The organism is Zobellella maritima, from assembly GCF_003075035.1.
Classification (GTDB): domain Bacteria; phylum Pseudomonadota; class Gammaproteobacteria; order Enterobacterales; family Aeromonadaceae; genus Oceanimonas; species Oceanimonas maritima.
Window position 1 is genome coordinate 1,315,113 of sequence record NZ_QCZE01000001.1, and the last position, 21,477, is coordinate 1,336,589.

Annotated in this window: 18 protein-coding genes and 3 tRNA genes; 8 read left to right on the forward strand and 13 right to left on the reverse strand. The window is 54.6% G+C overall.

Going from position 1 to position 21,477, the window contains the following annotated elements; translation table 11 throughout:
- Positions 1–17 precede the first annotated feature (17 nt).
- Entirely contained in the window at positions 18–545 is a 528-nt protein-coding gene (gene fldA / locus DCS96_RS06000; protein WP_116473404.1) for a flavodoxin FldA, read from the forward strand.
- 170 nt (positions 546–715) lie between these two features.
- Positions 716–1,615: a L,D-transpeptidase family protein gene (locus DCS96_RS06005; RefSeq protein WP_116473405.1), complete on the forward strand. Its 900-nt coding sequence runs from the start codon at positions 716–718 to the stop codon at positions 1,613–1,615.
- A gap of 60 nt (positions 1,616–1,675) precedes the next feature.
- On the opposite strand, the gene DCS96_RS06010 is transcribed toward DCS96_RS06005, so the two are convergent.
- On the reverse strand, positions 1,676–1,918 hold the full coding sequence (locus tag DCS96_RS06010) for an LPP leucine zipper domain-containing protein (protein WP_116473406.1): 243 nt from the start codon (positions 1,916–1,918) through the stop codon (positions 1,676–1,678).
- Between the two features lie 103 nt (positions 1,919–2,021).
- Complete coding sequence (locus DCS96_RS06015; RefSeq protein WP_116474548.1) at positions 2,022–2,519, reverse strand: DUF4442 domain-containing protein; 498 nt, start codon at positions 2,517–2,519, stop codon at positions 2,022–2,024.
- A gap of 211 nt (positions 2,520–2,730) precedes the next feature.
- On the opposite strand from DCS96_RS06015, the gene fur reads away from it, so the two are divergent.
- A complete protein-coding gene (fur, locus tag DCS96_RS06020; protein WP_116473407.1) occupies positions 2,731–3,168 on the forward strand; it encodes a ferric iron uptake transcriptional regulator in 438 nt (145 codons plus the stop codon).
- 127 nt (positions 3,169–3,295) lie between these two features.
- Here fur and glnS read toward each other — a convergent pair whose 3' ends face one another.
- The 6 genes from glnS to DCS96_RS19045 all read right to left on the reverse strand — a co-directional run bounded on the left by glnS (position 3,296) and on the right by DCS96_RS19045 (position 10,777).
- Complete coding sequence (glnS, locus tag DCS96_RS06025) at positions 3,296–4,957, reverse strand: glutamine--tRNA ligase (protein WP_116473408.1); 1,662 nt, start codon at positions 4,955–4,957, stop codon at positions 3,296–3,298.
- A 150-nt stretch (positions 4,958–5,107) separates the two neighbouring features.
- Positions 5,108–6,892, reverse strand: a complete 1,785-nt coding sequence (gene phaC / locus DCS96_RS06030; RefSeq protein ID WP_116473409.1) for a class I poly(R)-hydroxyalkanoic acid synthase — start codon at positions 6,890–6,892, stop codon at positions 5,108–5,110.
- A gap of 59 nt (positions 6,893–6,951) precedes the next feature.
- Positions 6,952–7,287 (reverse strand): phasin family protein, encoded by a 336-nt coding sequence (locus DCS96_RS06035; RefSeq protein ID WP_116473410.1) that lies wholly within the window; start codon positions 7,285–7,287, stop codon positions 6,952–6,954.
- 222 nt (positions 7,288–7,509) lie between these two features.
- A complete protein-coding gene (locus DCS96_RS06040) occupies positions 7,510–8,718 on the reverse strand; it encodes an acetyl-CoA C-acetyltransferase (RefSeq protein ID WP_116473411.1) in 1,209 nt (402 codons plus the stop codon).
- A gap of 59 nt (positions 8,719–8,777) precedes the next feature.
- A complete protein-coding gene (gene phbB, locus DCS96_RS06045; protein ID WP_116473412.1) occupies positions 8,778–9,524 on the reverse strand; it encodes an acetoacetyl-CoA reductase in 747 nt (248 codons plus the stop codon).
- A gap of 1,037 nt (positions 9,525–10,561) precedes the next feature.
- Positions 10,562–10,777, reverse strand: coding sequence for a transposase (locus DCS96_RS19045; protein ID WP_408646006.1), 216 nt, complete (start codon positions 10,775–10,777; stop codon positions 10,562–10,564).
- A gap of 550 nt (positions 10,778–11,327) precedes the next feature.
- On the opposite strand from DCS96_RS19045, the gene DCS96_RS06055 reads away from it, so the two are divergent.
- The 4 genes from DCS96_RS06055 to DCS96_RS06070 all read left to right on the forward strand — a co-directional run bounded on the left by DCS96_RS06055 (position 11,328) and on the right by DCS96_RS06070 (position 13,624).
- Positions 11,328–11,403 (forward strand) — tRNA-Asn (locus DCS96_RS06055).
- Between the two features lie 28 nt (positions 11,404–11,431).
- Positions 11,432–11,507 (forward strand) — tRNA-Asn (locus tag DCS96_RS06060).
- Positions 11,508–11,536: 29 nt separating this feature from the next.
- Positions 11,537–11,612: transfer RNA gene (locus DCS96_RS06065), tRNA-Asn, on the forward strand.
- A gap of 179 nt (positions 11,613–11,791) precedes the next feature.
- Positions 11,792–13,624 (forward strand): EAL domain-containing protein, encoded by a 1,833-nt coding sequence (locus tag DCS96_RS06070; RefSeq protein ID WP_116473414.1) that lies wholly within the window; start codon positions 11,792–11,794, stop codon positions 13,622–13,624.
- Here the strand turns inward: DCS96_RS06070 and DCS96_RS06075 are convergent.
- Positions 13,596–14,093, reverse strand: coding sequence for a hypothetical protein (locus DCS96_RS06075; RefSeq protein WP_116473415.1), 498 nt, complete (start codon positions 14,091–14,093; stop codon positions 13,596–13,598). The two genes, DCS96_RS06070 and DCS96_RS06075, sit on opposite strands and share 29 nt — an antisense overlap.
- A gap of 132 nt (positions 14,094–14,225) precedes the next feature.
- Between DCS96_RS06075 and DCS96_RS06080 the strand changes: the two genes are divergently transcribed.
- Positions 14,226–14,624 (forward strand): MerR family transcriptional regulator, encoded by a 399-nt coding sequence (locus tag DCS96_RS06080; RefSeq protein WP_116473416.1) that lies wholly within the window; start codon positions 14,226–14,228, stop codon positions 14,622–14,624.
- 30 nt (positions 14,625–14,654) lie between these two features.
- Here the strand turns inward: DCS96_RS06080 and aroA are convergent, their stop codons facing one another.
- The 4 genes from aroA to gyrA form a co-directional block, all read right to left on the reverse strand.
- Positions 14,655–15,938 (reverse strand): 3-phosphoshikimate 1-carboxyvinyltransferase, encoded by a 1,284-nt coding sequence (gene aroA / locus DCS96_RS06085; protein WP_116473417.1) that lies wholly within the window; start codon positions 15,936–15,938, stop codon positions 14,655–14,657.
- A 105-nt stretch (positions 15,939–16,043) separates the two neighbouring features.
- On the reverse strand, positions 16,044–17,144 hold the full coding sequence (gene hisC, locus DCS96_RS06090; protein ID WP_116473418.1) for a histidinol-phosphate transaminase: 1,101 nt from the start codon (positions 17,142–17,144) through the stop codon (positions 16,044–16,046).
- A 384-nt stretch (positions 17,145–17,528) separates the two neighbouring features.
- Entirely contained in the window at positions 17,529–18,614 is a 1,086-nt protein-coding gene (gene serC / locus DCS96_RS06100) for a 3-phosphoserine/phosphohydroxythreonine transaminase (RefSeq protein WP_116473420.1), read from the reverse strand.
- A gap of 139 nt (positions 18,615–18,753) precedes the next feature.
- Positions 18,754–21,408, reverse strand: coding sequence for a DNA topoisomerase (ATP-hydrolyzing) subunit A (gyrA, locus tag DCS96_RS06105; RefSeq protein WP_116473421.1), 2,655 nt, complete (start codon positions 21,406–21,408; stop codon positions 18,754–18,756).
- Positions 21,409–21,477 lie beyond the last annotated feature (69 nt).

Below are 21,477 nucleotides of genomic sequence, written 5' to 3' on the forward strand. Positions count from 1 at the left end.
ACAGGTACAGCATAATTATGGCAAGTGTAGGTCTGTTTTTTGGAAGCGATACCGGCAATACCGAAGCCGTGGCAAAGATGATCCAGAAAGAACTGGGCAAGCACCTGGTTGAAGTACACGATATCGCCAAAAGCACCAAAGAAGATATCGCCGGTTTCGATTTGCTGCTGCTGGGTATCCCGACCTGGTACTATGGTGAGTCTCAGGCAGATTGGGATGACTTCTTCCCCGAGCTTGAGCAAATCGATTTTAATGACAAGCTGGTCGCCCTGTTCGGATGCGGCGATCAGGAGGACTATGCCGAATACTTCCTCGACGCCATGGGTACCCTGAAGGACATCATTGAGCCCAAGGGCGCCATCATCATCGGTCATTGGCCAACCGAAGGTTATGACTTCGAAGCTTCCCGGGCCCTGGCCGACGATGCCAACTTCATCGGCCTGGGCATCGACGAAGACCGCCAGCCAGAGCTGACCCAAGACAGGGTCAAGGCCTGGTGCAAACAGATCTACGAAGAAATGTGTCTGAAAGAACTGGAAGCATAACACCCACAATCCGGTCTGCTTAAGGGATGCTGTAATGCGTCCCTTTTTTGTGTTTGGTTAAAAGTTAAACAGGCCTTAAAATACCCCGTAGTCGCGCAGCAGTTTCGAAGAAAAATACTGCCGTTCATCACGGATAGGCTTTCAAGCAACATAAAAAGAGTAAAGTACGCATGTTCAAACGTTTATTTCTATTACTACTGGTTCCCGCTTGGCTGGCCCAGGCCCAGGTGCCTACCCTCAACCTGCCGGAAGACAGGGGTCAGCCGGTCGGCCAGGTGGTATCGCACATAGTCCAGGATGGCGACAACCTGGCTGGCCTGGCCAGATATTACGGCGTCAGCCCCATTCTAATCATGGCCGCCAACCCAGGGAAAGACCTCTTCCTGCTGCGGGAAGGCGACAAGGTCACTATTCCCAACCAGCTGTTGCTGCCCAAAGCCGCGACCAAGGGAATAGTTATCAACCTGGCCGAACTGCGGTTGTACTATTACCCGGACAATGGCGAACAAGTTCATGTCTTCCCCATCGGTATTGGACGGGTCGGGCGTGAAACTCCCGAGATGAACACCCAGATCAGCCAGATGCGCAAAAATCCGACCTGGACCCCGACAGCCACCACCCGCAAGGAATATGAAGCCAAAGGCCAGCCCCTGCCAGCCGTGGTGCCTGCCGGACCGGATAACCCCCTGGGTGAATATGCCATGCGCCTGGCATACGGACGCGGTGAATACCTGATCCACGGTACCAACGATCCCCTGGATGTCGGTTTACGTGCCAGTGCCGGCTGTATCCGCATGTATCCGGAGCATGTGGAATGGCTGTTTGCCCAGGTTGACAAGGGTACCCCGGTACAAATCGTCAACCAGGCCCTGAAGGTCAGCACGGATCAATACGGCCAGACCTTTATGGAAGTGCATGAACCCTTGACCCCATCGGGCGAAGCGGGTGCTCCGCTGGATCTGACCCCTGTGGTTTCCCTGCTTGAACAGGGTATCGACCAGCAACAGGTCGATGAAATCATCAAACAGCAGCAAGGCATGCCCAAGATGATCGGTCAGCTGTACAACTAATTTGTTATCCAATAAAAAAGGCCTGACATTGTCAGGCCTTTTTTACGTAAAGCCATTATATTACTTGGTGTAACGGCCCATTTGGTCAAGACGGGAGTTGGCACGATCGGCAGAAGCACGGGCTTCAGCTACATCGGCGGCCAGACGGTCGATCTTGGAAGAGTTCATCTGCTGACCTTGCTGAACAGCTTGAATGTCCTGAGCCAGGCTATCTACCTTGCTTTCCAGGGCATCATTGGAGCTACAACCAGCCAGCAACAAAGCACTTACAATACCACCCATCAACATTTTCTTATTACGCATTACCTGCTCCTTGTTTTTATTGGGAGTCAAAATGACCACATTAGGCGTTCTAAGTATGGACGAAAACCTCGTAAAACCACAAATTATTTTATAGAGCATGACATTAGGAAATTTTGCTTAATGTCTTGGATTTCCTTGAAATTGTTCTTTTTTTGCGCACATATAGCGTCCGCTCAACCTCGGCGACCAGCCCACCATGCTCATCAACTAGATTAATACGAAAAACAGGAAAATATTTATCTCCTCCATCGGTGGCGCGACGGATTTCATCGATACGTTCACGACTCAAACGAAACTCAGCCAACACCCTTCCCCTCCCCGGTTTCATAAAGGTGATCTGAGCCGCCCTGTCCCAGATGTAATAATCCGGCCCCAGAACCGCCATCAGCATCATGCTATAGACGGGATCCGTCATCGAAAACAGACTGCCGCCATATTGGGTCCGGTTGGCATTCTTGTTCCACCAGCGTAATACCAGGGCAACCCGACAATAGCTATAATCCGGACTGATGGCTTCGATACATATTCCTGCCCCCCAAAAAGGCGGCCACAGGTTGAGTAATGCCTTTAACAGGCGAGGGCGAGCAAATACCAACCTCATCTTTCTCATCCGACCAGTTAATCATTCGGGTCACGTTAGCAAATGTTTGCCGTGAAAAATAGATGACATCGCCGGCGCCAAGCACACCCTTGACCCTAACGAGACCATCCCGGCCAGTTCCTGAGCGCCGGCACCAGATTCGGGTTGCCTTTGCGTGGCTGAACAAGCACAATAAAAGCAATACCCAAACGAAATACGAACATTTATCTTTATGGCTGATAATAACCAGGCGCTGAAAAAAGCCGGGCTGAAAGTTACCCTGCCCAGGGTCAAAATACTGGAACTGCTGCAGCAGCCCGAGACCCAGCATGTGAGTGCAGAAGATCTGTACAAGTTGCTGATCGAACATGGCGAAGAGATTGGCCTGGCGACCGTCTATCGGGTGCTCAACCAGTTTGACGATGCCGGTATCGTCACCCGCCACCACTTTGAAGGAGGAAAATCCGTCTTCGAATTAGCCACCCAGGAACATCATGACCACCTGGTATGCCTGGATTGTGGCAAGGTTATTGAGTTTCACGATGAAATGATTGAGCAGCGCCAACGCGAGATCGCCAGCCACTACAATATCAAGCTGACCAACCACAGCCTGTATCTCTATGGCCATTGCCTCAATGATCAATGTGATCATAATGATAGCGACGAATAACAATAAGCCATACTAGCCAGTCATCCACTAAAAAGCCGCAATCTCTGCGGCTTTTTAGTGGATGACTGGCAGCGCTAAAAAAGCCGCGACAGGCGCGGCTTGGCTTCAAGCTCGGTGACGGTCAGGCTCAGCCTTCTGCCTTACCCCAGGAATCGCGCAAGGCCACGGTCAGGTTGAACACCAGTCCATCGGACTTGCTGTCCCGACAGAAGTATCCTTCTCGCTCGAACTGATAGGCTCGCTCAGGATCTGCCCCCAGCAAGGATGGCTCCACTACCGCCTGGGCCAGCACCTGCAGGGATTGAGGGTTAAGCGCGGCCTCAAAGGACTCGGCTGCACCCGGATTGGGAACGCTGAACAGACGATCATAGAGGCGTATTGTCGCGGGCAAGCCTTCAGTTGCAGAAACCCAGTGAATGACCCCTTTCACCTTGCGGCCATCGGCCGGGTCCTTGCCCAGGGTATCCGGATCATAACTGCAATAGATGGTGGTGATATTACCCAGCTGATCCTTTTCCACCCGTTCGGCCTTGATCACATAGGCATTACGCAACCTGACTTCCTTGCCCAACACCAAACGCTTGTACTTTTTATTGGCTTCTTCGCGGAAATCATCCTGGTCGATAAAGATTTCGCGGGTAAACGGCAACTCACGGCTGCCCATCTCCGGCTTGTTGGGATGATTCGGCGCCATCAATATTTCAGGCTCCCCTGCCGCCATATTTTCGATCACGACTCGTACCGGACGCAGCACCGCCATGGCACGGGGGGCATTTTCGTTGAGATCGTCACGAATACAGGCTTCGAGCATACCCATCTCGACCGTATTGTCCTGCTTGGTCACGCCGATACGCCGACAAAACTCGCGGATGGACGCCGGCGTATAGCCGCGTCGACGCAGCCCGGAAATGGTCGGCATACGGGGATCGTCCCAGCCGTCTACATGACCTTCAACCACCAGCTGGTTCAGCTTGCGTTTGGACATCACTGTGTATTCCAGGTTCAGCCGGGAGAACTCGTACTGACGCGGATGACACTCAATGCTGATGTTGTCCAGCACCCAGTCATACAGCCGGCGGTTATCCTGGAATTCCAGGGTGCACAGGGAATGAGTGATCCCTTCGATGGCATCGGAGATACAGTGAGTGAAGTCATACATGGGATAGATGCACCACTTGTCACCGGTCTGGTGATGATGGGCAAAACGCACCCTGTAGATCACCGGATCCCGCATCACCATAAAGGAGGAAGCCATATCGATTTTGGCACGCAGACAGGCCTCTCCCTCCTTGAATTCACCGGCACGCATGCGGGTAAACAGTTCAAGGTTTTCTTCCACGGATCTGTCCCGATAGGGGCTATTACGCCCGGGAGTGGTCAGGGTACCCCGGTATTCTCGGATTTGATCAGGTGTCAACTCATCGACATAAGCCAAGCCTTTTTCAATCAATTCAACTGCATAGCCATACAAGCTATCGAAATAATTGGATGAATAACAGATATCCCCGCTCCAGGAGAAGCCCAGCCAGCTGACATCCTGCTTAATGGACTCGACGTACTCGACATCTTCCTTTTCCGGGTTGGTATCATCAAAGCGCAGGTTACACTGCCCCTGGTAATCCTGGGCAACACCAAAGTTCAGGCAGATGGATTTGGCGTGACCGATATGAAGGTAGCCATTAGGCTCTGGTGGAAAACGCGTATGCACCGACTGATGTTTACCACTGGCCAAATCTTCGTCGATGATTTGGCGAATAAAATTGCTGGGACTGTGGTCCGCCTGACTCATTCATACACCTCGGGGATGACTTAATTCAAACGCTCATGATCCATGATCTGCGTCCGGGGCTCAATAGCCGAACACGGAATATCGCCCCCCGGGTGACAAAGCGCCTAAAAAAACCGCCCGCAAGGGCGGTGACCCGGGTCCCAGCAATCGTTATTCTTCGATCGGCAGCGTCTGCTGCACGTAACGACCGGGTGCGGCCATCAAGGCCGGGTATTCCTCGCTGCCCACTTCACGGGCTGCGACCTGCTGATCTCCCAGATAAGGGGTCGCCCACTGCTGCCAATGGGGCCACCAGGAACCGGCGGCACGAGTGGCACCGGCCAGCCAGGACTCGGCATCCTCGAAACGCTGATCCGATGTCCAGTACCCGTATTTGTTCTTGCCCGGTGGATTAACCACACCGGCGACATGTCCGGATTCACCCAACACCAGGGTGCTCTCCCCTCCCAGCAAGCCGGCGCCTTTGAAGGTCGCATCCCACAGGGCAATGTGATCATCCTTGGTGGACAGGAAGAAGCTGGGGGTCTTCACCTTGGCCAGATCCAGGCCGAAGTTGCCCACCCTCACTTCACCGCCACGGCTCAGGCTGTTGTTTAGGTACAGCTCGCGCAACAGGAAGCGGGCACAGGCAGCACTCAGGTTGGTACTGTCACTGTTCCAGTAGAGGATATCGAAATCGGAGGGCTCTTCACCCTTCAGGTAGTTGTCGATATAGTAATTCCAGTACAGGCTGTTTTCCCGTAACAGGCTGAACGTCACCGCCATCTGGCGTCCATCGAAAAAGCCTTCGGCATCGTTCATCAGTTCCATGGCCCTAATCACGGGATCATTGATAAAGACACCGATTTCCCCCGGCTGGGTAAAATCCAGCAAGGTGGTCAGGAAAGTCGCACTTTTCACCCGCGGCTTCATCCGGCGGGCGGCATATAGGGCCATGGTCGAGGCCAACAAGGTACCGCCGATACAGTAGCCGATAGCATTGACTTCTTTTTCGCTGGTGATCTGTTCTATCACCCGGATGGCTTCCATGGTGCCGCTATGGATTAGGTCCTGAAAGCCGATATCGGCCTGCCCTTTGCCCGGGTTGCGCCAGGACATCAGGAAGACCGTATGTCCCTGATCTCTCAGCCAGCGCACCAGGGAATTCTGCTCTTTCAGGTCCAGAATATAAAATTTATTGATGAAAGGCGGAATAATCAGCAACGGGGTCTGGAAAACAGACTCGGTGCTGGCCTTATACTGGATTAGTTCAAAGATATCGTTTCTGAACACCACTTCGCCCGGGGTGGTCGCCAGGTCCTCGCCGAGGACAAAGGCCGAGCGCTTGGTCATGCGTATCTTCAACAACTCCCCGCTGGCAGCCAGATCTTCCTGGAACAGCTGCACGCCTTTAACCAGGTTCGCTCCTTTCTCTTCCAGGGTGCGCTGCAGCACCTCGGGATTGCTCCAGATAAAGTTGGTCGGCGAAAGCGCATTGATGGTCTGACGAAAGAAAAAAGCCAGACGTTGACGCACCGGCTCGGACAAACCCTCGATGGCATCCAGAGTCTTCATCAATGATTTGGCAAAATGCAGATAGGACTGACGCAAGAAGTCAAAATTGGGCTCGTCTTTCCAGGCCTTGTACTGGAAACGGCGATCTCCTGGCGGATCTTCAACGATGCTGGTGCTGTCCAGGCCCATGCTTTTGCCAAAGGCATTCTGGCAAATAGCCAGCTGTCCCTGCCACCACTGCATCTGCACGTCAAATAAATGCGCCGGGTTTGAAGCCACGGACTCATAAAAAGCGGCAAGATCCTGAGAATTCAATTCCGATAAAGCCTGAGTAACCGGATTATCACCCAGCCGCTCCCGCTGCATCTCAGACCACATCTGCTCGTTCCACTGGAAAAAATGGCGAATGGGATCTGCACCCTGGTTACTGTTCTGTTCCATTGTTCCTCCCTGATATTGATATGGCCCCCCAGGAAGGGGGGCAATGTAATGACAGGACGTTATTTTTTCTGGGATTCTGCAACCAGGGCTTCGACGCCGGCTTTAAACTCCTGTGCCAATTCAGCCACTTTTTTACCGTCTTCAATCATTTGCTGGCTTATCCTGGTCATGGTTTCCAATTGCTTGGAGCTGCTGGCCATCAGCGACTGCACATCTTTAACCTGGGCGCTGACTTGCAGCTGGGACAAGCCGATTTCGGCATACTGGCGTGCCGCATCCAACTGCAGGTTGGTCAGGTCGGTAAAGTTCTTGGTGACCAGCTGGTTGAATTTCACCACGGGGCCAAAGGCTTTTTCAGACTGATCGTTAAAGGTTTTAAACATATCGGTATACATTGCCAACTCCTGGTATTAAAAATAGACCCTACCCATGACCCCCATTCCGGGGATATATTTCTGGATAGAAGGCGACGCTACATTCCTTAGAGGCTCCACTGTTCGCCATGGCTGAAAGATGCCCTAACAACAGCGTTATTAGCGGCCCTCATAAGGAGAGCCGGTATACGGAACCAAATATTCAGGTTTTTAGCGACATTCATATCATTGATTTACAATCGGTTACACTTTCTTAAGAATAACCGCGGTACCCATGCCCCCACCGACACAGAGTGAGGCCAGACCCAGGCCGGCACCGCTGCGCTGCAGTTCATACAGCAGGGTAACCAGGATACGGTTGCCGGACGCCCCCAGGGGGTGGCCCAGGGCAATAGCGCCGCCGTTCACGTTGGTCTTCTCCAGCAGAGCCGGCTGGGAAATATCGTGCTGGGCGGACAGCTGGCTGACCACACCCAGTGCCTGGCCGGCAAAGGCCTCATTCAGTTCCAGACGCTCAATGTCGGCCAGTTTCAGGTTGCCGCGGGTCAGGGCCTGCTCAATGGCGGGAACCGGACCCAGCCCCATGACTTCGGGCGCCACGCCACCCTGGCCATAGGCGGCCACTTCGGCCAGCGGCGTCAGTCCCAGACGCTCTACGGCAGATTTGCTGGCAAGGATGATGGCGCTGCCGCCATCGTTGATGCCAGAGGCATTACCGGCGGTCACGGAACCATCGGCCTTGAATGCCGGACGTAGCTTGCCCAGGGTCTCGGTGGTGGTACCGGCCTTGGGATATTCATCGGTATCTACCACAACCGTTTCTTTGCGGCCTTTCACTTCAACCGGCACGATTTCGGCCTTGAAATAACCGGCCTCAATGGCTGCCACGGCCTTCGTCTGACTGGCCACAGCCAGGGCATCCTGGTCGGCACGGGTAATGCCTTCCTGTGCAACCACGTTCTCGGCGGTCACGCCCATATGATATTTGTTAAAGACATCGGTCAGACCATCGCTGATCAGCAGATCAGCCAGGGTCATATCACCCATCTTGTTGCCGTTACGCAGGTCACCCTTGGCAACAAACGGAATTTGCGACATGTTTTCACAACCGGCAGCAACCACTATCTCCGCATCACCGGCCTTGATATGGGCACAGGCGTCCATCAGGGTTTTCATGCCGCTGCCACAAACCATGTTCAGGCTGTAGGCGGGCACACCCACGGGAATACCGGCGGCCAGCGCGGCCTGACGGCCCACGCCCATGCCTTGGCCGGCCCCGACCACATTACCGACGATCACTTCATTGACCAGCTCGGGGGACAAATTGGCCTGCTCCAGGGCGCCTTTGATGGCAACACCGGCCAGCTGGGCGGCAGGAACGGATTTCAGGGCGCCGCAAAAGCTGCCGATAGGAGTACGTTTGGCTGCAACAATATAAACAGGTTCAGACATGGGTTATGCTCACTCTTATTTAATTAGGAATAAAAAGTCGATCGCGAGGGTCCATACCCTTATTGCATATACAGGCCGCCGTTGACAGACAGGGTTTCACCTGTGACATAACCGCCGTGTTCACCGGCCAGGTACAATACCGCACCGGCAACTTCTTCTGTGGTGGCAAGACGTTTGAGGGGAATGGTGGCCTTGATTGAGTCAAGTACATCTTCACGGATCGCCGTCACCATGGGCGTCGCGGTATACCCCGGCGCGACGGCATTGACACACACGCCAAAGCGGGCGCCTTCGGCGGCCAGCGCCTTGGTAAAACCAATCATGCCTGCTTTGGCGGCAGAATAGTTGACCTGGCCGAACTGCCCTTTCAGACCATTGACCGAGGAGATGTTAATAATACGACCGCCGCCCTGTTCACACATGGCGTTGAAAACCGGCTGACTGACACTGAACAGGCTGTCCAGGTTGGTGGACATAACATCGCGCCATTGCTCGAGTGTCATTTTCTTGAAAACGGAATCACGGGTAATACCGGCGTTATTAACCAGTACATCGATTCGCCCTTCAGCTTTGAGTAATTCACCCAGTGCCTGGCTGACGCCTTCATGATCCGCAACATCCAGGGCTAACAGTTTGATATCTTGATCAGCGAGGTTTTGTTCCTGCAGCCAGGCCTGTGCCTGCTCCGCCTTTCCGGGTCTATGGGTAGCAACCACTCTAAATCCATTATTAGCTAACTGACGACATATTTCGGTACCAATACCTCCGGCAGCGCCGGTTACTAATGCAATTTTCTTTTGTGTCATCAAATTCACTCCTTTGCTCTCTCGACTGTATACCAGACTGTATCAATAGTTGTTAGATATTGAATGTGCAGCACATATAGCATGGTTCAATACTGCAACTATTTCTGACAAGCTTGTCAGAAAAATAATTAACCTTGGTGATAACCACTATAAGCTTATTTATATGACAATGTCATGAACCATATACAATATAGTTTGTTAAAATCTTGTAAAAACAGGGGTTTATATCACATCATCAGCAGATTATATGGAGGGTAGCCTATTGGCCAGCTAGCAGAGTGAAATATTATTCTGGAAGGAGTCAAAAAAATAGCTTCCATGCTCAGTTAAACTGTTTTTTATACTAACAGCCACAATAAAAATATAAAAAATACGCGCCATGGTGCAGATATTACCTATTACCTTGCCGTCAACGGAAAGCACCTGTTCGACGAGAATATGGCAAACAGATGATAACGTGAAATAAATAACTGCTTTTTATTATACTGCCGAGATCAGAACCGAACGCGACTCGCCATGCTCCTCCCTGGTAGCTCCATTGCTCCCCCTCCTCCAAGGGGGCCCGGGCATGTCCGTGTGCCTTGCCCGGTCGATGCAGTATGTAGAGACCCTCTCTTATAACCAGTCTCGAGCAGCTATTTATATCGATATTTGAGGCCGATATTGCTGCTGGTGATTGACGACACCGTAACAAATCTGCTCCCCATTGCGCATCGCTGCGCCCAGCGCCTGCATCTTGTTTTTTCCTTTGGTCAGCAAGCGCTTCTTTTGCTGTCTTAGGTCCGGATTGTAGATACTGGCTGACACCGTCTCCATGCACATAACTGATACAAATACCGCACCATGCCGAGACCGAAGTCAGGATTCGATAAGCAGCCCCTCCGCGCCAGGGGGGAGCATGCTCGCCGTGACAAGGTGTTTCAACCCAACCGAACATCCAGTGAAGGTTCCCAGTGGGTTGAAACAATCGCGCGTCATGTCCTCACGGTGGATCTGCGTTTGAGCCTGATGTCTGTAGCACCATTAGGAACTGTTATTTACCGCTTTGCCCTGATCCTCGCCGGCCTTGTCTTGCTCAGTTTGGTATGTCCTTTGTATTTGCCTGACTCGACCAGTCTGGAGATTAGACCAAGATAGGCGGACACCTGCTTAGCGCTGTTGTCGTCTCTGCCGGGAAACAGACAAGTCATTTCCCGGGATACCACAGGACCAACGCCCTTGATGCCGATGCGAGTTTGACGGTGCTTGCGCAGACGGGGGGGCTATCTATGTGCTCGTCGTTCTCCTGCTCCAGCGCGACGATTTTCCACTGCAGCGTAACCAACATGTCGTGGATGGATTTCCACACCCTGGCCGATGTCGCTACTTGCTCGCACGCCTCCTGGCGGTTCAGCTCACGCTGATGGTCTTTCTCCAGGGCATCCAGATGGCGCAGCAAGACCTTGAGATGGCCAGCTTCGGGAGGCTCAGGCTGCCAGAGCGTGAGTTGCCGGCATTCAACGGAGTCATGCCGTAATGGGCCAGCATCACAGCGACGAATATCAACACTTTTCGTTCGCCGCGGTCCAATAGCGTGGCAATCCCCCCTCTAGCCCCTGTGTAAATTACAGATGGAAGAGAAGGGGACGACACACAGGTAATGGTAACAACCCGTAGCAAAAAACCGGGCTGGTTGCTGCAGAAATCGACCGAGCCTGCACATTCTTGCAGCAAACAGACTGATTTGCCAAGGAAAGCCGGTTTCGGTGTTGACAGCCCCAGGGGCAGACATTAACATGCGCCTCGCATTCAAGGGATGCCTCTTCCCCCTTAGTTCAGTCGGTAGAACGGCGGACTGTTAATCCGTATGTCGCTGGTTCAAGTCCAGCAGGGGGAGCCACTTTTCAGGTTAAAGAGTTACAAGTTGTTCCCCCTTAGTTCAGTCGGTAGAACGGCGGACTGTTAATCCGTATGTCGCTGGTTCAAGTCCAGCAGGGGGAGCCATTTTTCAGGTTTAAAGAGTTACAAGTTGTTCCCCCTTAGTTCAGTCGGTAGAACGGCGGACTGTTAATCCGTATGTCGCTGGTTCAAGTCCAGCAGGGGGAGCCATCTCTCACACGATTTTAGTCACAAATCCCCTTACGCCTCACCGCTTTTTTATTCTATTCTTAATTCTGCCGGTTCTTTGCTATGTCATTTGAGTACTAGGATGATATTCTGCGTCCGTATTCTATTGTTAATTCAGCGACCTGCTCAGAGACACCACTTGAATACAAGGATGAATATTTATGCGGGAATCCCGTACTTTTAATCAAATATTGATCTTGGCGGCGCTTATTTCCGTGCTGACGGGCCTGTTATTGCCCTGGTGGGGCGGTTATCGGCTCCTTGCACACCATGAACAGGAAACGGCCGCCAACCTGACGGCCTGGTTGAGTTCCGCTGAACAGGATCGGGTTTCGTCCCTTCCCGGTATTGCCCAATTTTCTTACGAACAGCCCCTGCCGCCCCAATCCTCCGCCTGGTGGTTTGGGAGCGCCGCAGAAACCAAGCAGCTGATAGTGGGAGAAACTCCGTTTTTTTACCAACTCGACACCCACTTTGCCACCCGCTACTGGCTATCCCTGTCCCTGCCGTTAATGGTCATCAGCCTGATGTTGTTTATCGGCCTCTACGTCCGCTGGTCAAAAGAACACCAGAGGCATGAGCAGCATTTGCACGATCTGATCGTCAATACTGATCCGGAGCTGGCCACCGGGGATACCCCGCTGGAACAAAGCATTATCCAGTGGCATCAAGCCTATCAAAACCAGATAGAAACACTGCAACAACAACTGAGCGAAGCCCATCAGCAAAGCCATCAAGACAGCCTGACCAACCTGGGTAATCGTTATGCGTTCCGGCGTGACCTGACCCAACTGCTGAATGATGAGAATAAGCTGGCTGTTTCCACCTTGCTGATGATTCGAGCCACCGCCCTGAACGAAATCAACAACCGTCTCGATCACCAGGCCGGCGATCAGTACCTGCAGGACATTACCCGCATAGTGCGCAAAGCCATCCAGCCTATGCTGGGTGCCAAGGCCTATCGTACCACGGGCACCGACATCGCCGTGCTGATCAAAGGCCAGTGCGATCCATTGGCGCAATCCCTGGGTACCCAGTTACATCAGGACTTCAACCACTACCAACACCTGCATGGGCTGGATTGTACCGCCTATATGGGGTTCACCCAGCTGCTGCCCGGCCAATCTCCGGAACAGGTCCTGGTGCGTGTCGATTCCGCCCTCGCCCACGCCCAGGTCAATGAGCCCAACAGCTGGCAAGTGGTCCATAAGAACGAGGACGACAAGGATCTCGGTGAAACCCAGTGGCGACAGCGGCTTGAAGCCATCCTGGAAGAAGAGCGTATCCACCTTATGGTGCAACCCGTCCAGTTCAAACGCGCGGATCAACCCGGCTACAATGAAATATTGTCACGCTTCCCCAATGAAACCGACGGCTGGTATCCCAGCTCCACCGTCTTTGCCATGCTGCAGCGGCTCGATTTGTCGATGCATTTTGAACGAAAAATCATCGAAACGGCGATTCATCGTATCGCAACAAAAAACCTGTCGACCCAACGCTGGGCGATCAACCTCACCCCGGCCAGTTTGCAACACCCTTCCTTTGTTATCTGGCTTGAGCGCATCCTGCTGCGGGATGTGAATGTGACCTCCTCCCTGGTGTTCGAGCTGGATGAACACATTCTCGAATACCAGCTGGTCGCGGGAAAACGACTGATAGAGATGCTCCGCCGCTGTGGTGCCCGTTCGGCCATCAGCAAGTTTGGTCATGGTTATGGCTCTTTCCGGCAGATCAAGGAACTCAAGCCCGATTACATCAAGCTGGATGCACAGTTGGTCAAGCACTTGCAGGATGACAGTGCCAATCAACAGTTTGTGCGCATGATAGTGGATTTGGCCCAGCGCCTCGGTTGTCAGGTAATTGCCGAGGGGGTCGAAACTCCGGAGCAAAAACGCACACTCGATACCATGTATATCGACGGTATCCAGGGGTACCTGATTGCCAGGCCCACCGATCTGGACGGCTTCAGCCGACGGGCTGTGTCTTCAGCTTGACCAGGTAGTTAATCAATTCGCCCAACTGGCGATAGCGCAGTAATTCCTCGGCGTTGTAACGTGTGGACATGGTCGAGGGATTACTGCGATGTTTGAGGTAACGCATGATTTGCAGTCGATTAAAGCCGCCAACCCGGTAAACCAGGTCCAATAGCTTTTTGAGCTGCTCATCGGAAAAGCCGCAAAACTCAGCGTAATCCACGTCCATCGGTGTCTTGATGTCGACATCAACTTCTGCCAACGAGCCGGCTTCATGCAAATACTCCAGCCACTGCTCTACATACATGGGTTTGGTACCGGCCAGCATTTCGAAAAAACCGGCGCCGCTACGGCAGCCCGACAGCAGTAGCACGGCCAAATGATCCCGGTTACAGGAAAAGTCCACCTCTCCCTGCTGACTCCAGTCCAGGGCCTGAATGCGAATTTCCGCATGGCCACCATCATGATCCTTGACCTTGAAGATAAACACAGCAGCTCCGATTTGCGGCAAAATAACCATCTTGACGCAATCATAACCCTGAGTCAAAGCAAGGCTTCACAGTCCGCCCATATGGGTGTATGGTCTGGCCCACCGAGGTAGCGCGCATCAGGAGTTTCGGATATGCCCAACAAAGAAGTCACCTATACCATTTCTGAATTGGCCGATGAGTTTGATATTACTCCGCGGAGTATCCGTCATTACGAAGAGCAGGGCCTGCTGCTGCCACGCCGCAAGGGCAACAATACCCGCATCTATAGCCATAAAGACAGGATCCGCCTGTCTCTGACCCTGAGAGGCAAGCGGTTGGGGTTCAGCCTGGCCGAAATACGCGAGTTGTTTGATCTCTATGATGCCGAACACCGCAGCCGTCCCCAGCTACACTCCATGATTGCCATGATCGATGAAAAACGCGCCAGCTTGCAGCAACAGCAGGAAGACATAGCAAAAGTGCTGGCCGAGCTGGATGCCGCCGATGCCAGGGCCAGGGAAACCCTGGAAAAAATGAAGCCCCATATGTAAACAAGGCCTGCTCTCGCAGGCCTTGACTGATTAACGCTGGCTGATACTTTCCAGCTTGTCGAAATAATCCGGGAAGGTCTTGGAGGTGCATTTGGGATCCAGGATCACCACGGGGGTGTCACTCAGTGCCACCAGTGAGAAACACATGGCAATACGGTGATCATTGTAGGTTGCTATCTCGGCCTCTTGCAGGCGGGCAGCCGGGGTCACTACCAGGTAGTCTTCCCCCTCATCTACCGTGACACCCAGTTTGGCCAGCTCGGTCGCCATGGCATACAGACGGTCGGTTTCCTTCACCCGCCAGTTATAGATATTGCTGATCCGGGTCGTGCCTTCGGCGAACAACGCCGTAGTGGCGATGGTCATGGCGGCATCGGGGATATGATTCATATCCATATCGACAGCCTTTAACGGCGCCACATGTTCGGCTTCGATAAAGTCGTCGCCCCAGGTAATCTTGGCCCCCATGGCTTCCAGTACATCGGCAAAGCGGATATCGCCCTGAATACTGTTACGGCCTATACCGGTTACCCGCACCTTACCCTTGATAGCGCCCGCTGCCAGAAAATAGGAAGCGGAAGAGGCATCCCCTTCCACCAGGAAGGTGCCCGGCGACACATAGCTCTGGTTGCCCTTGATATAGAAGGTCTGATAATTATCGTGCTCAAGGGTGACCCCGAACTGCTCCATGATCTGCAGGGTAATATCGATATAGGGCTTGGAGACCAGCTCGCCCTTGATATGGATACGGGTATCTCCCGACGCCATGGGGGCCGCCATCAGGAAGGCGGTGAGGAACTGGCTGGAGACAGAGCCGTCGATATGCACATCGCCGCCCCACAACCCCTTACCATTGATGTACACCGGCGGGTAACCATCGGTCTTCAGATAACTGATATCGGCACCGGCCTCCCGCAATGCTTCCACCAGATGGCCAATCGGTCTTTCCCACATACGCGGCTCGCCGGTCAGGGTAAATTCGCCGGTACCCAGGCAGAGGGCGGCACACAGGGGACGCATGGCGGTACCAGCATTTCCCAGAAACAGTGAAACCGGCTCCTGGGCGCTGAAGGCGCGTCCCAGTCCCTGTACCACGCACTCTGTCTTGTCATCCGACAGCTGATACTGAACCCCGAGGATCTTCAGGGCATCGAGCATATGGCGGATATCATCGCTATCGAGCAGATTGGTCAGGCGAGTGGTTCCCTGAGCCAGAGCCGCCAGCAGCAGGGCCCGGTTGGAAACAGATTTGGATCCCGGCAGGTTGACCTGGCCTTCGACCCGGTGAATAGGCAGTAACTTAAGGCTTTCCATAACTTTCCTGGATGCGAGAGAAAAAACAAAGGGGCTACTTAGACGTTAACAGGGCTGCCGCATCAGGGCAAGATAAACCAAGGCCGGTTTACACCGGCCTTGTTGTCAGACGAGGACCTTGGCCAGCGCCTCCATACAACGCTGGTTTTCATGCTCCAGGCCGATGCTGATGCGCAGACAGGTCGGCAGACCGTAGCCGCCGATGGGGCGTACTATCACCCCCTCCCGCAGCAAGGCCTGGTAAACGGGACCGGCATCCCTCTGCAGGTCCAGGGTAATGAAGTTGGCCCTGGAGGGAATATAGTGCAGGCCTCTCTGCTCGAAAAAGGCTTCGTATTTTGCCATTTCCTGCCGGTTCAGGTTCACGGCCCGCTGCAAATACTCGCTGTCGTCCAGCGCCGCTTCCGCCGCCGCCAGGGCCAGGCTGTTGCAGTTGAAGGGCTCACGCACCCGGTTCAGCACACCAATCAGCTCCGGGTGACAGACCATATAGCCGACCCGCAGGCCCGCCAGTCCATAGGCCTTGGAAAAGGTGCGTGAAACGATCAGGTTCGGATATTGCGCCAACCAGTCGATAGAAGGGAGCCGTTCGACTTCGTCAACATACTCGGTATAGGCTTCATCCAGCACCACCAGCACATTTTCCGGTACCTTGACCAGGAACGCCTCCAACTCTGCCTTGCCCAGAAAGGTTCCGGTCGGGTTGTTGGGGTTGGTAATGCATACCAGCTTGGTATTATCGGTGATCGCCGCTGCCATGGCATCCAGATCATGACCAAAATCCCTGGCCGGCACGGCTACCGCCCTGGCACCGTGCGCCTGGGTAGCCAGCGCGTACACGATAAAGGTGTACTGGGAATACACCACCTCCTGACCGGCGGATACAAAGGTATGAAACAGCAGGTCAATCAGCTCGTTGGAGCCATTGCCCAGGATCAGCTGGTCGATATCCACGCCCAATGACTCAGCGAGCTTCGCCTTCAGTGCAAAGCCGTTGGCATCCGGATAACGGGCCAGCTCGGGCAGGGCAGCTTCTATGGCGGCCTTGGCCTTGGGGCCCAGCCCCAGCGGGTTTTCATTGGAGGCCAGCTTGACGCTGTTGCTGATGCCCAGCTCACGCTCCAGCTCTTCCACCGGCTTGCCGGGTTGATAAGGCTGTAATTGGTCGACCCCGGCATTGGCCAGGGCCAGATAGTTAATACTCACAATGGCTCCTTTCAACTCTTTTCTATCAGGCGCGACGACAATGACTTGAACTTCGAGTTAACCGAAGACTGAAGGAAGAGGCAATCCCTGTTGCCTCTTGCATGACCCAGAGCTGTGTCATCAGACGACTCCGCTGCCCCGAAGAGGGCAAAGGCTGTCCGCTCCACCGACCACCCGCGCCAGGCCGAAAAATGCTCCTGCCGTTTCGGCATTCCCGCCATCCATGGCGGTCAGATGGCGCGGCTGAGCCCCCAGGGAGGGGTTTACGGCGTGTCGGTGGAGCCGTGCCCTTTGCCCGATTCACTGCTGTCATCTACGTCAACAAAAAACCGTGTTCAAAAGACAGGGTGTAACCAGGTGACAGGTTTACGCCCTGCCACTCCTTCAGCCGTGTTTCTTGGCGAAGTTTTCCATAAAGGACACCAGCGCCTGTACCCCTTCGATGGGCATGGCGTTATACAGGCTGGCGCGCATACCGCCTACGATACGGTGTCCTTTCAAGGCCAGCAGGCCTTCGGCCTTGGCTTCCTTGAGGAAGGCCTCATTCAAGCCATCGTCTTTCAGCCAGAACGGCACATTCATCCAGGAACGGGCGCTGGCGTCTATCTCGTTGCGGTAAAAATCGCTGCTATCGACGAAACCATACAACAGCTCGGCCTTGGCACGGTTGCACTCACCGATGGCCGCCAGACCACCCTGACGCTTGAGCCACTGGAATACCAGGCCGGACAGGTACCAGGCATAGGTCGGCGGCGTGTTGAGCATGGAGTCGGCCTTGGCCATGGCCGCATAATCGAGGATCGCCGGGGTCTGCGGACAAGCCTGATCCAGCAGATCGTCACGCACTATGACCACCGCCAGTCCGGAAGGACCTATGTTCTTCTGGGCGCCGGCATAGATGATGCCGAATCGGGATACATCGACCGGACGGGACAGTATGGTGGAAGACATATCCGCCACCAGGGGCACGTCACCCGTGTCGGGGATAAAATCGTATTCGATGCCTTCTACGGTTTCATTCGGGCAGTAATGGACATAAGCCGCGGTAGGATCCAGATCCCACTCGGTGGCCAGCGCCTGACGGCCGTCGGCCGTCTTTTGCAGGCCGTCGAGCACCCGTACCTTACCCACTTTCTCCGCTTCGGATACCGCCGACTTCGACCACTGACCGGTCACGATATAGTCGGCCCGGGCATTTTTTCCCATCAGGTTCAGGGGCACGGCGGCAAACTGGCCACGGCCGCCGCCCTGCAGGAACAGTACCTTGTAGTTGTCCGGGATCTGCATCAGCTCGCGCAGATCCTGCTCGGCCTGCGCCGCCACCGCCATATAGTCGGCGCCACGGTGGCTGAGCTCCATCACCGACACCCCCAGACCGTTAAAATCGCGAAACTCGGCCTGGGCCTGTTTCATCACCTCAACCGGCAACATGGCCGGGCCTGCGCTGAAGTTATACACCAATTTATCCATTTCCTTCCTGACTCATCCTAACCAATGGGCTTACTTGCTTTTACACGGCAGCGGGCTGCCGAGTCAAAGTGATTTTGTGTATAAGCGAGGGTCTTACCAAGCAAAAAGGGGCTCACGCCCCTTTTTTATTAGTCTTCCATTATTCTTCAGTATCGACAACACCCTCGGACAATGCCTCGTCGTCCTCGGTTTCCTCGATACGCTGCAGGCCAACCACCTGCTCATCCTCGCCGGTACGGATCAGTCGTACACCGGCGGTGTTGCGGCTGATCAGGCTGACCTCGGAAACCCGGGTACGTACCAGGGTACCGCCGTTGGTGATCAGCATGATTTCATTGCTGTCATCTACCTGGATGGCACCGACCACGGCACCATTGCGATCGCTGACCTTGATCGAAACCACTCCCAGGGTGGCCCGGCTCTTGGTCGGATATTCCTCGAGCTCGGTACGCTTGCCGTAGCCATTGGCGGTAGCGGTGAGGATGGCCCCTTCGCCCCGCGGCACAATCAACGACACCACCTTGTCACCGGCAGCCAGCTTGATGCCACGCACCCCACCAGCAGTCCGGCCCATGGGACGCACACCCTTGAAGCTGCCCTTGCTTTCGCCGCCATCGCCGTCTTCCAGACCGTCGTCGGTGTCTTCATCGGCATCGGCACGGCCGCTGCCTTCGGCGAAGCGCACCACCTTGCCGGCCTCGGAAAACAGCATGATTTCGTTGCTGCCGTCGGTGATATCCACACCGATCAGCTCATCGCTTTCCTTGAGGTTGATGGCCCGGATACCGGACGCCAGTGGCCGCTTGAACGCCGACAGGCTGGTTTTCTTGACGGTACCCTCGGCGGTGGCGAAGAACACATACTTGTCTTCAGCATAGTCCTGCACCGGCAGGATCGCGGTGATCCGCTCCCCCTCATCCAGCGGCAACAGGTTGACGATGGGTCGCCCCCGCGCCGCCCGGCTGGCTTCCGGCAACTGATAGACCTTGAGCCAGTAAACCTTGCCGGCGGTGGAAAAACACAGGATGGTGTCATGGGTATTGGCCACCAGCAGCCGCTCGACGAAGTCTTCTTCCTTCATGCGGGTTGCCGACTTGCCGCGGCCGCCCCGCCGCTGAGCCTCATAGTCGGTCAACGGCTGGTATTTGACATACCCCTGGTGGGAAAGGGTCACCACTACGTCTTCCTGGGTGATCAAATCCTCGATATTGATCTCGGCGCTGGAGGCCGTGATTTCGGTACGACGCGGATCGCCAAACTGCTCCTTGACGGCTTCCAGCTCTTCCCTGATCACCTCCATCAGCCGCAGCGGGCTGTTGAGAATATGCAGCAGCTCGGCAATCTGCTCGAGCAGCTTCTGGTATTCTTCCAGGATCTTTTCATGCTCGAGGCCGGTCAGCCGGTGCAGTCGCAGATCCAGGATGGCCTGGGCTTGCTGCTCGGTCAGGTAATAGAGGCCGTCACGAATACCGAACTCGGGTTCCAGCCAGTCGGGCCGGGCCGCATCGTCACCGGAGCGCTCCAGCATGGAGGCCACATTGCCCAGGGACCAGCCCTGGCTGATCAGGCCACTCTTGGCCTCGGCCGGGGTCGGTGAACGCCGGATCAGCTCGATCACCGGATCGATATTGGCCAGGGCAATGGCCAGACCTTCCAGGATATGGGCCCGATCTCGCGCCTTGCGCAGCTCGAAGATGGTGCGCCGGGTCACCACCTCACGGCGGTGCTGGATAAAGCACTCCAGCATGTCCTTGAGGTTGAAGGTGCGGGGCTGGTTGTTATCCAGAGCCACCATATTGATGCCGAACACAGTCTGCATCTGGGTCTGAGCATAGAGGTTATTGAGGATCACCTCGCCCACTTCGCCCCGGCGGATCTCGATCACGATGCGCATGCCGTCCTTGTCGGACTCGTCACGCAGGGCACTGATGCCCTCGATACGCTTTTCCTTGACCAGCTCGGCAATCTTTTCGATCAGCCGCGCCTTGTTTACCTGATAGGGCAGCTCGGACACTATGATGGTTTCCCGGCCGGTCTTTTCATCCACCTCGATCTCGGCCAGGCCACGTACATAGATCTTGCCGCGGCCGGTACGGTAGGCATCGATGATGCCCGATTTACCGTTGATGATACCGCCGGTGGGGAAATCCGGGCCCGGGATCAGCCCGATCAGCTCGTCAATGCTGATGTGTTCGTTGTCGATCACCGCCAGGCAGCCGTCCACCACCTCATTGAGGTTATGGGGCGGAATATTGGTCGCCATGCCCACGGCGATACCGGACGAGCCATTGACCAGCAGGTTCGGTACCCGGGTGGGCATAACGGCGGGAATCATCTCGGTGCCGTCGTAGTTGGGCACCCAGTCGACGGTTTCCTTATCCAGATCGGCCAGCAGTTCGTGGGCGATCTTGTCCATACGCACTTCGGTATAACGCATGGCGGCGGCGGAGTCGCCGTCCACCGAGCCGAAGTTGCCCTGGCCGTCGACCAGGGTATAGCGCATGGAAAAATCCTGGGCCATGCGCACTATGGTGTCGTAGACGGCGCTGTCACCATGGGGGTGATATTTACCTATTACGTCACCCACAACACGGGCCGATTTTTTGTAGGGCTTGTTCCAGTCGTTGCCGAGTTCGTTCATGGCGAACAGCACGCGGCGATGCACCGGCTTCAAACCATCACGGACATCCGGCAGAGCGCGCCCTACTATTACACTCATGGCGTAATCCAGGTAGGAGCGTTTCAGCTCTTCCTCGATGTTTATCGGCATGATTTCTCGGGCCAGATCGGTCATAGCAAGCCTTATCCCCAATTTATTGTTTATACGGCAATAAAAAACGCATCATTCTAACACACAAATGAC

Bases quoted from the DNA above. Each gene is read 5' to 3' on its own strand.
- serC (WP_116473420.1), bottom strand. From the start codon at position 18,614: ATGGATAAATTGGTGTATAACTTCAGCGCAGGCCCGGCCATGTTGCCG.
- DCS96_RS06005 (WP_116473405.1), top strand. From the start codon at position 716: ATGTTCAAACGTTTATTTCTATTACTACTGGTTCCCGCTTGGCTGGCC.
- glnS (WP_116473408.1), bottom strand. From the start codon at position 4,957: ATGAGTCAGGCGGACCACAGTCCCAGCAATTTTATTCGCCAAATCATC.
- DCS96_RS06080 (WP_116473416.1), top strand. From the start codon at position 14,226: ATGCCCAACAAAGAAGTCACCTATACCATTTCTGAATTGGCCGATGAG.
- fur (WP_116473407.1), top strand. From the start codon at position 2,731: ATGGCTGATAATAACCAGGCGCTGAAAAAAGCCGGGCTGAAAGTTACC.
- DCS96_RS06010 (WP_116473406.1), bottom strand. From the start codon at position 1,918: ATGCGTAATAAGAAAATGTTGATGGGTGGTATTGTAAGTGCTTTGTTG.
- gyrA (WP_116473421.1), bottom strand. From the start codon at position 21,408: ATGACCGATCTGGCCCGAGAAATCATGCCGATAAACATCGAGGAAGAG.
- fldA (WP_116473404.1), top strand. From the start codon at position 18: ATGGCAAGTGTAGGTCTGTTTTTTGGAAGCGATACCGGCAATACCGAA.
- DCS96_RS06015 (WP_116474548.1), bottom strand. From the start codon at position 2,519: ATGAGGTTGGTATTTGCTCGCCCTCGCCTGTTAAAGGCATTACTCAAC.
- DCS96_RS06070 (WP_116473414.1), top strand. From the start codon at position 11,792: ATGCGGGAATCCCGTACTTTTAATCAAATATTGATCTTGGCGGCGCTT.
- DCS96_RS06035 (WP_116473410.1), bottom strand. From the start codon at position 7,287: ATGTATACCGATATGTTTAAAACCTTTAACGATCAGTCTGAAAAAGCC.
- phbB (WP_116473412.1), bottom strand. From the start codon at position 9,524: ATGACACAAAAGAAAATTGCATTAGTAACCGGCGCTGCCGGAGGTATT.
- DCS96_RS06040 (WP_116473411.1), bottom strand. From the start codon at position 8,718: ATGTCTGAACCTGTTTATATTGTTGCAGCCAAACGTACTCCTATCGGC.
- phaC (WP_116473409.1), bottom strand. From the start codon at position 6,892: ATGGAACAGAACAGTAACCAGGGTGCAGATCCCATTCGCCATTTTTTC.
- aroA (WP_116473417.1), bottom strand. From the start codon at position 15,938: ATGGAAAGCCTTAAGTTACTGCCTATTCACCGGGTCGAAGGCCAGGTC.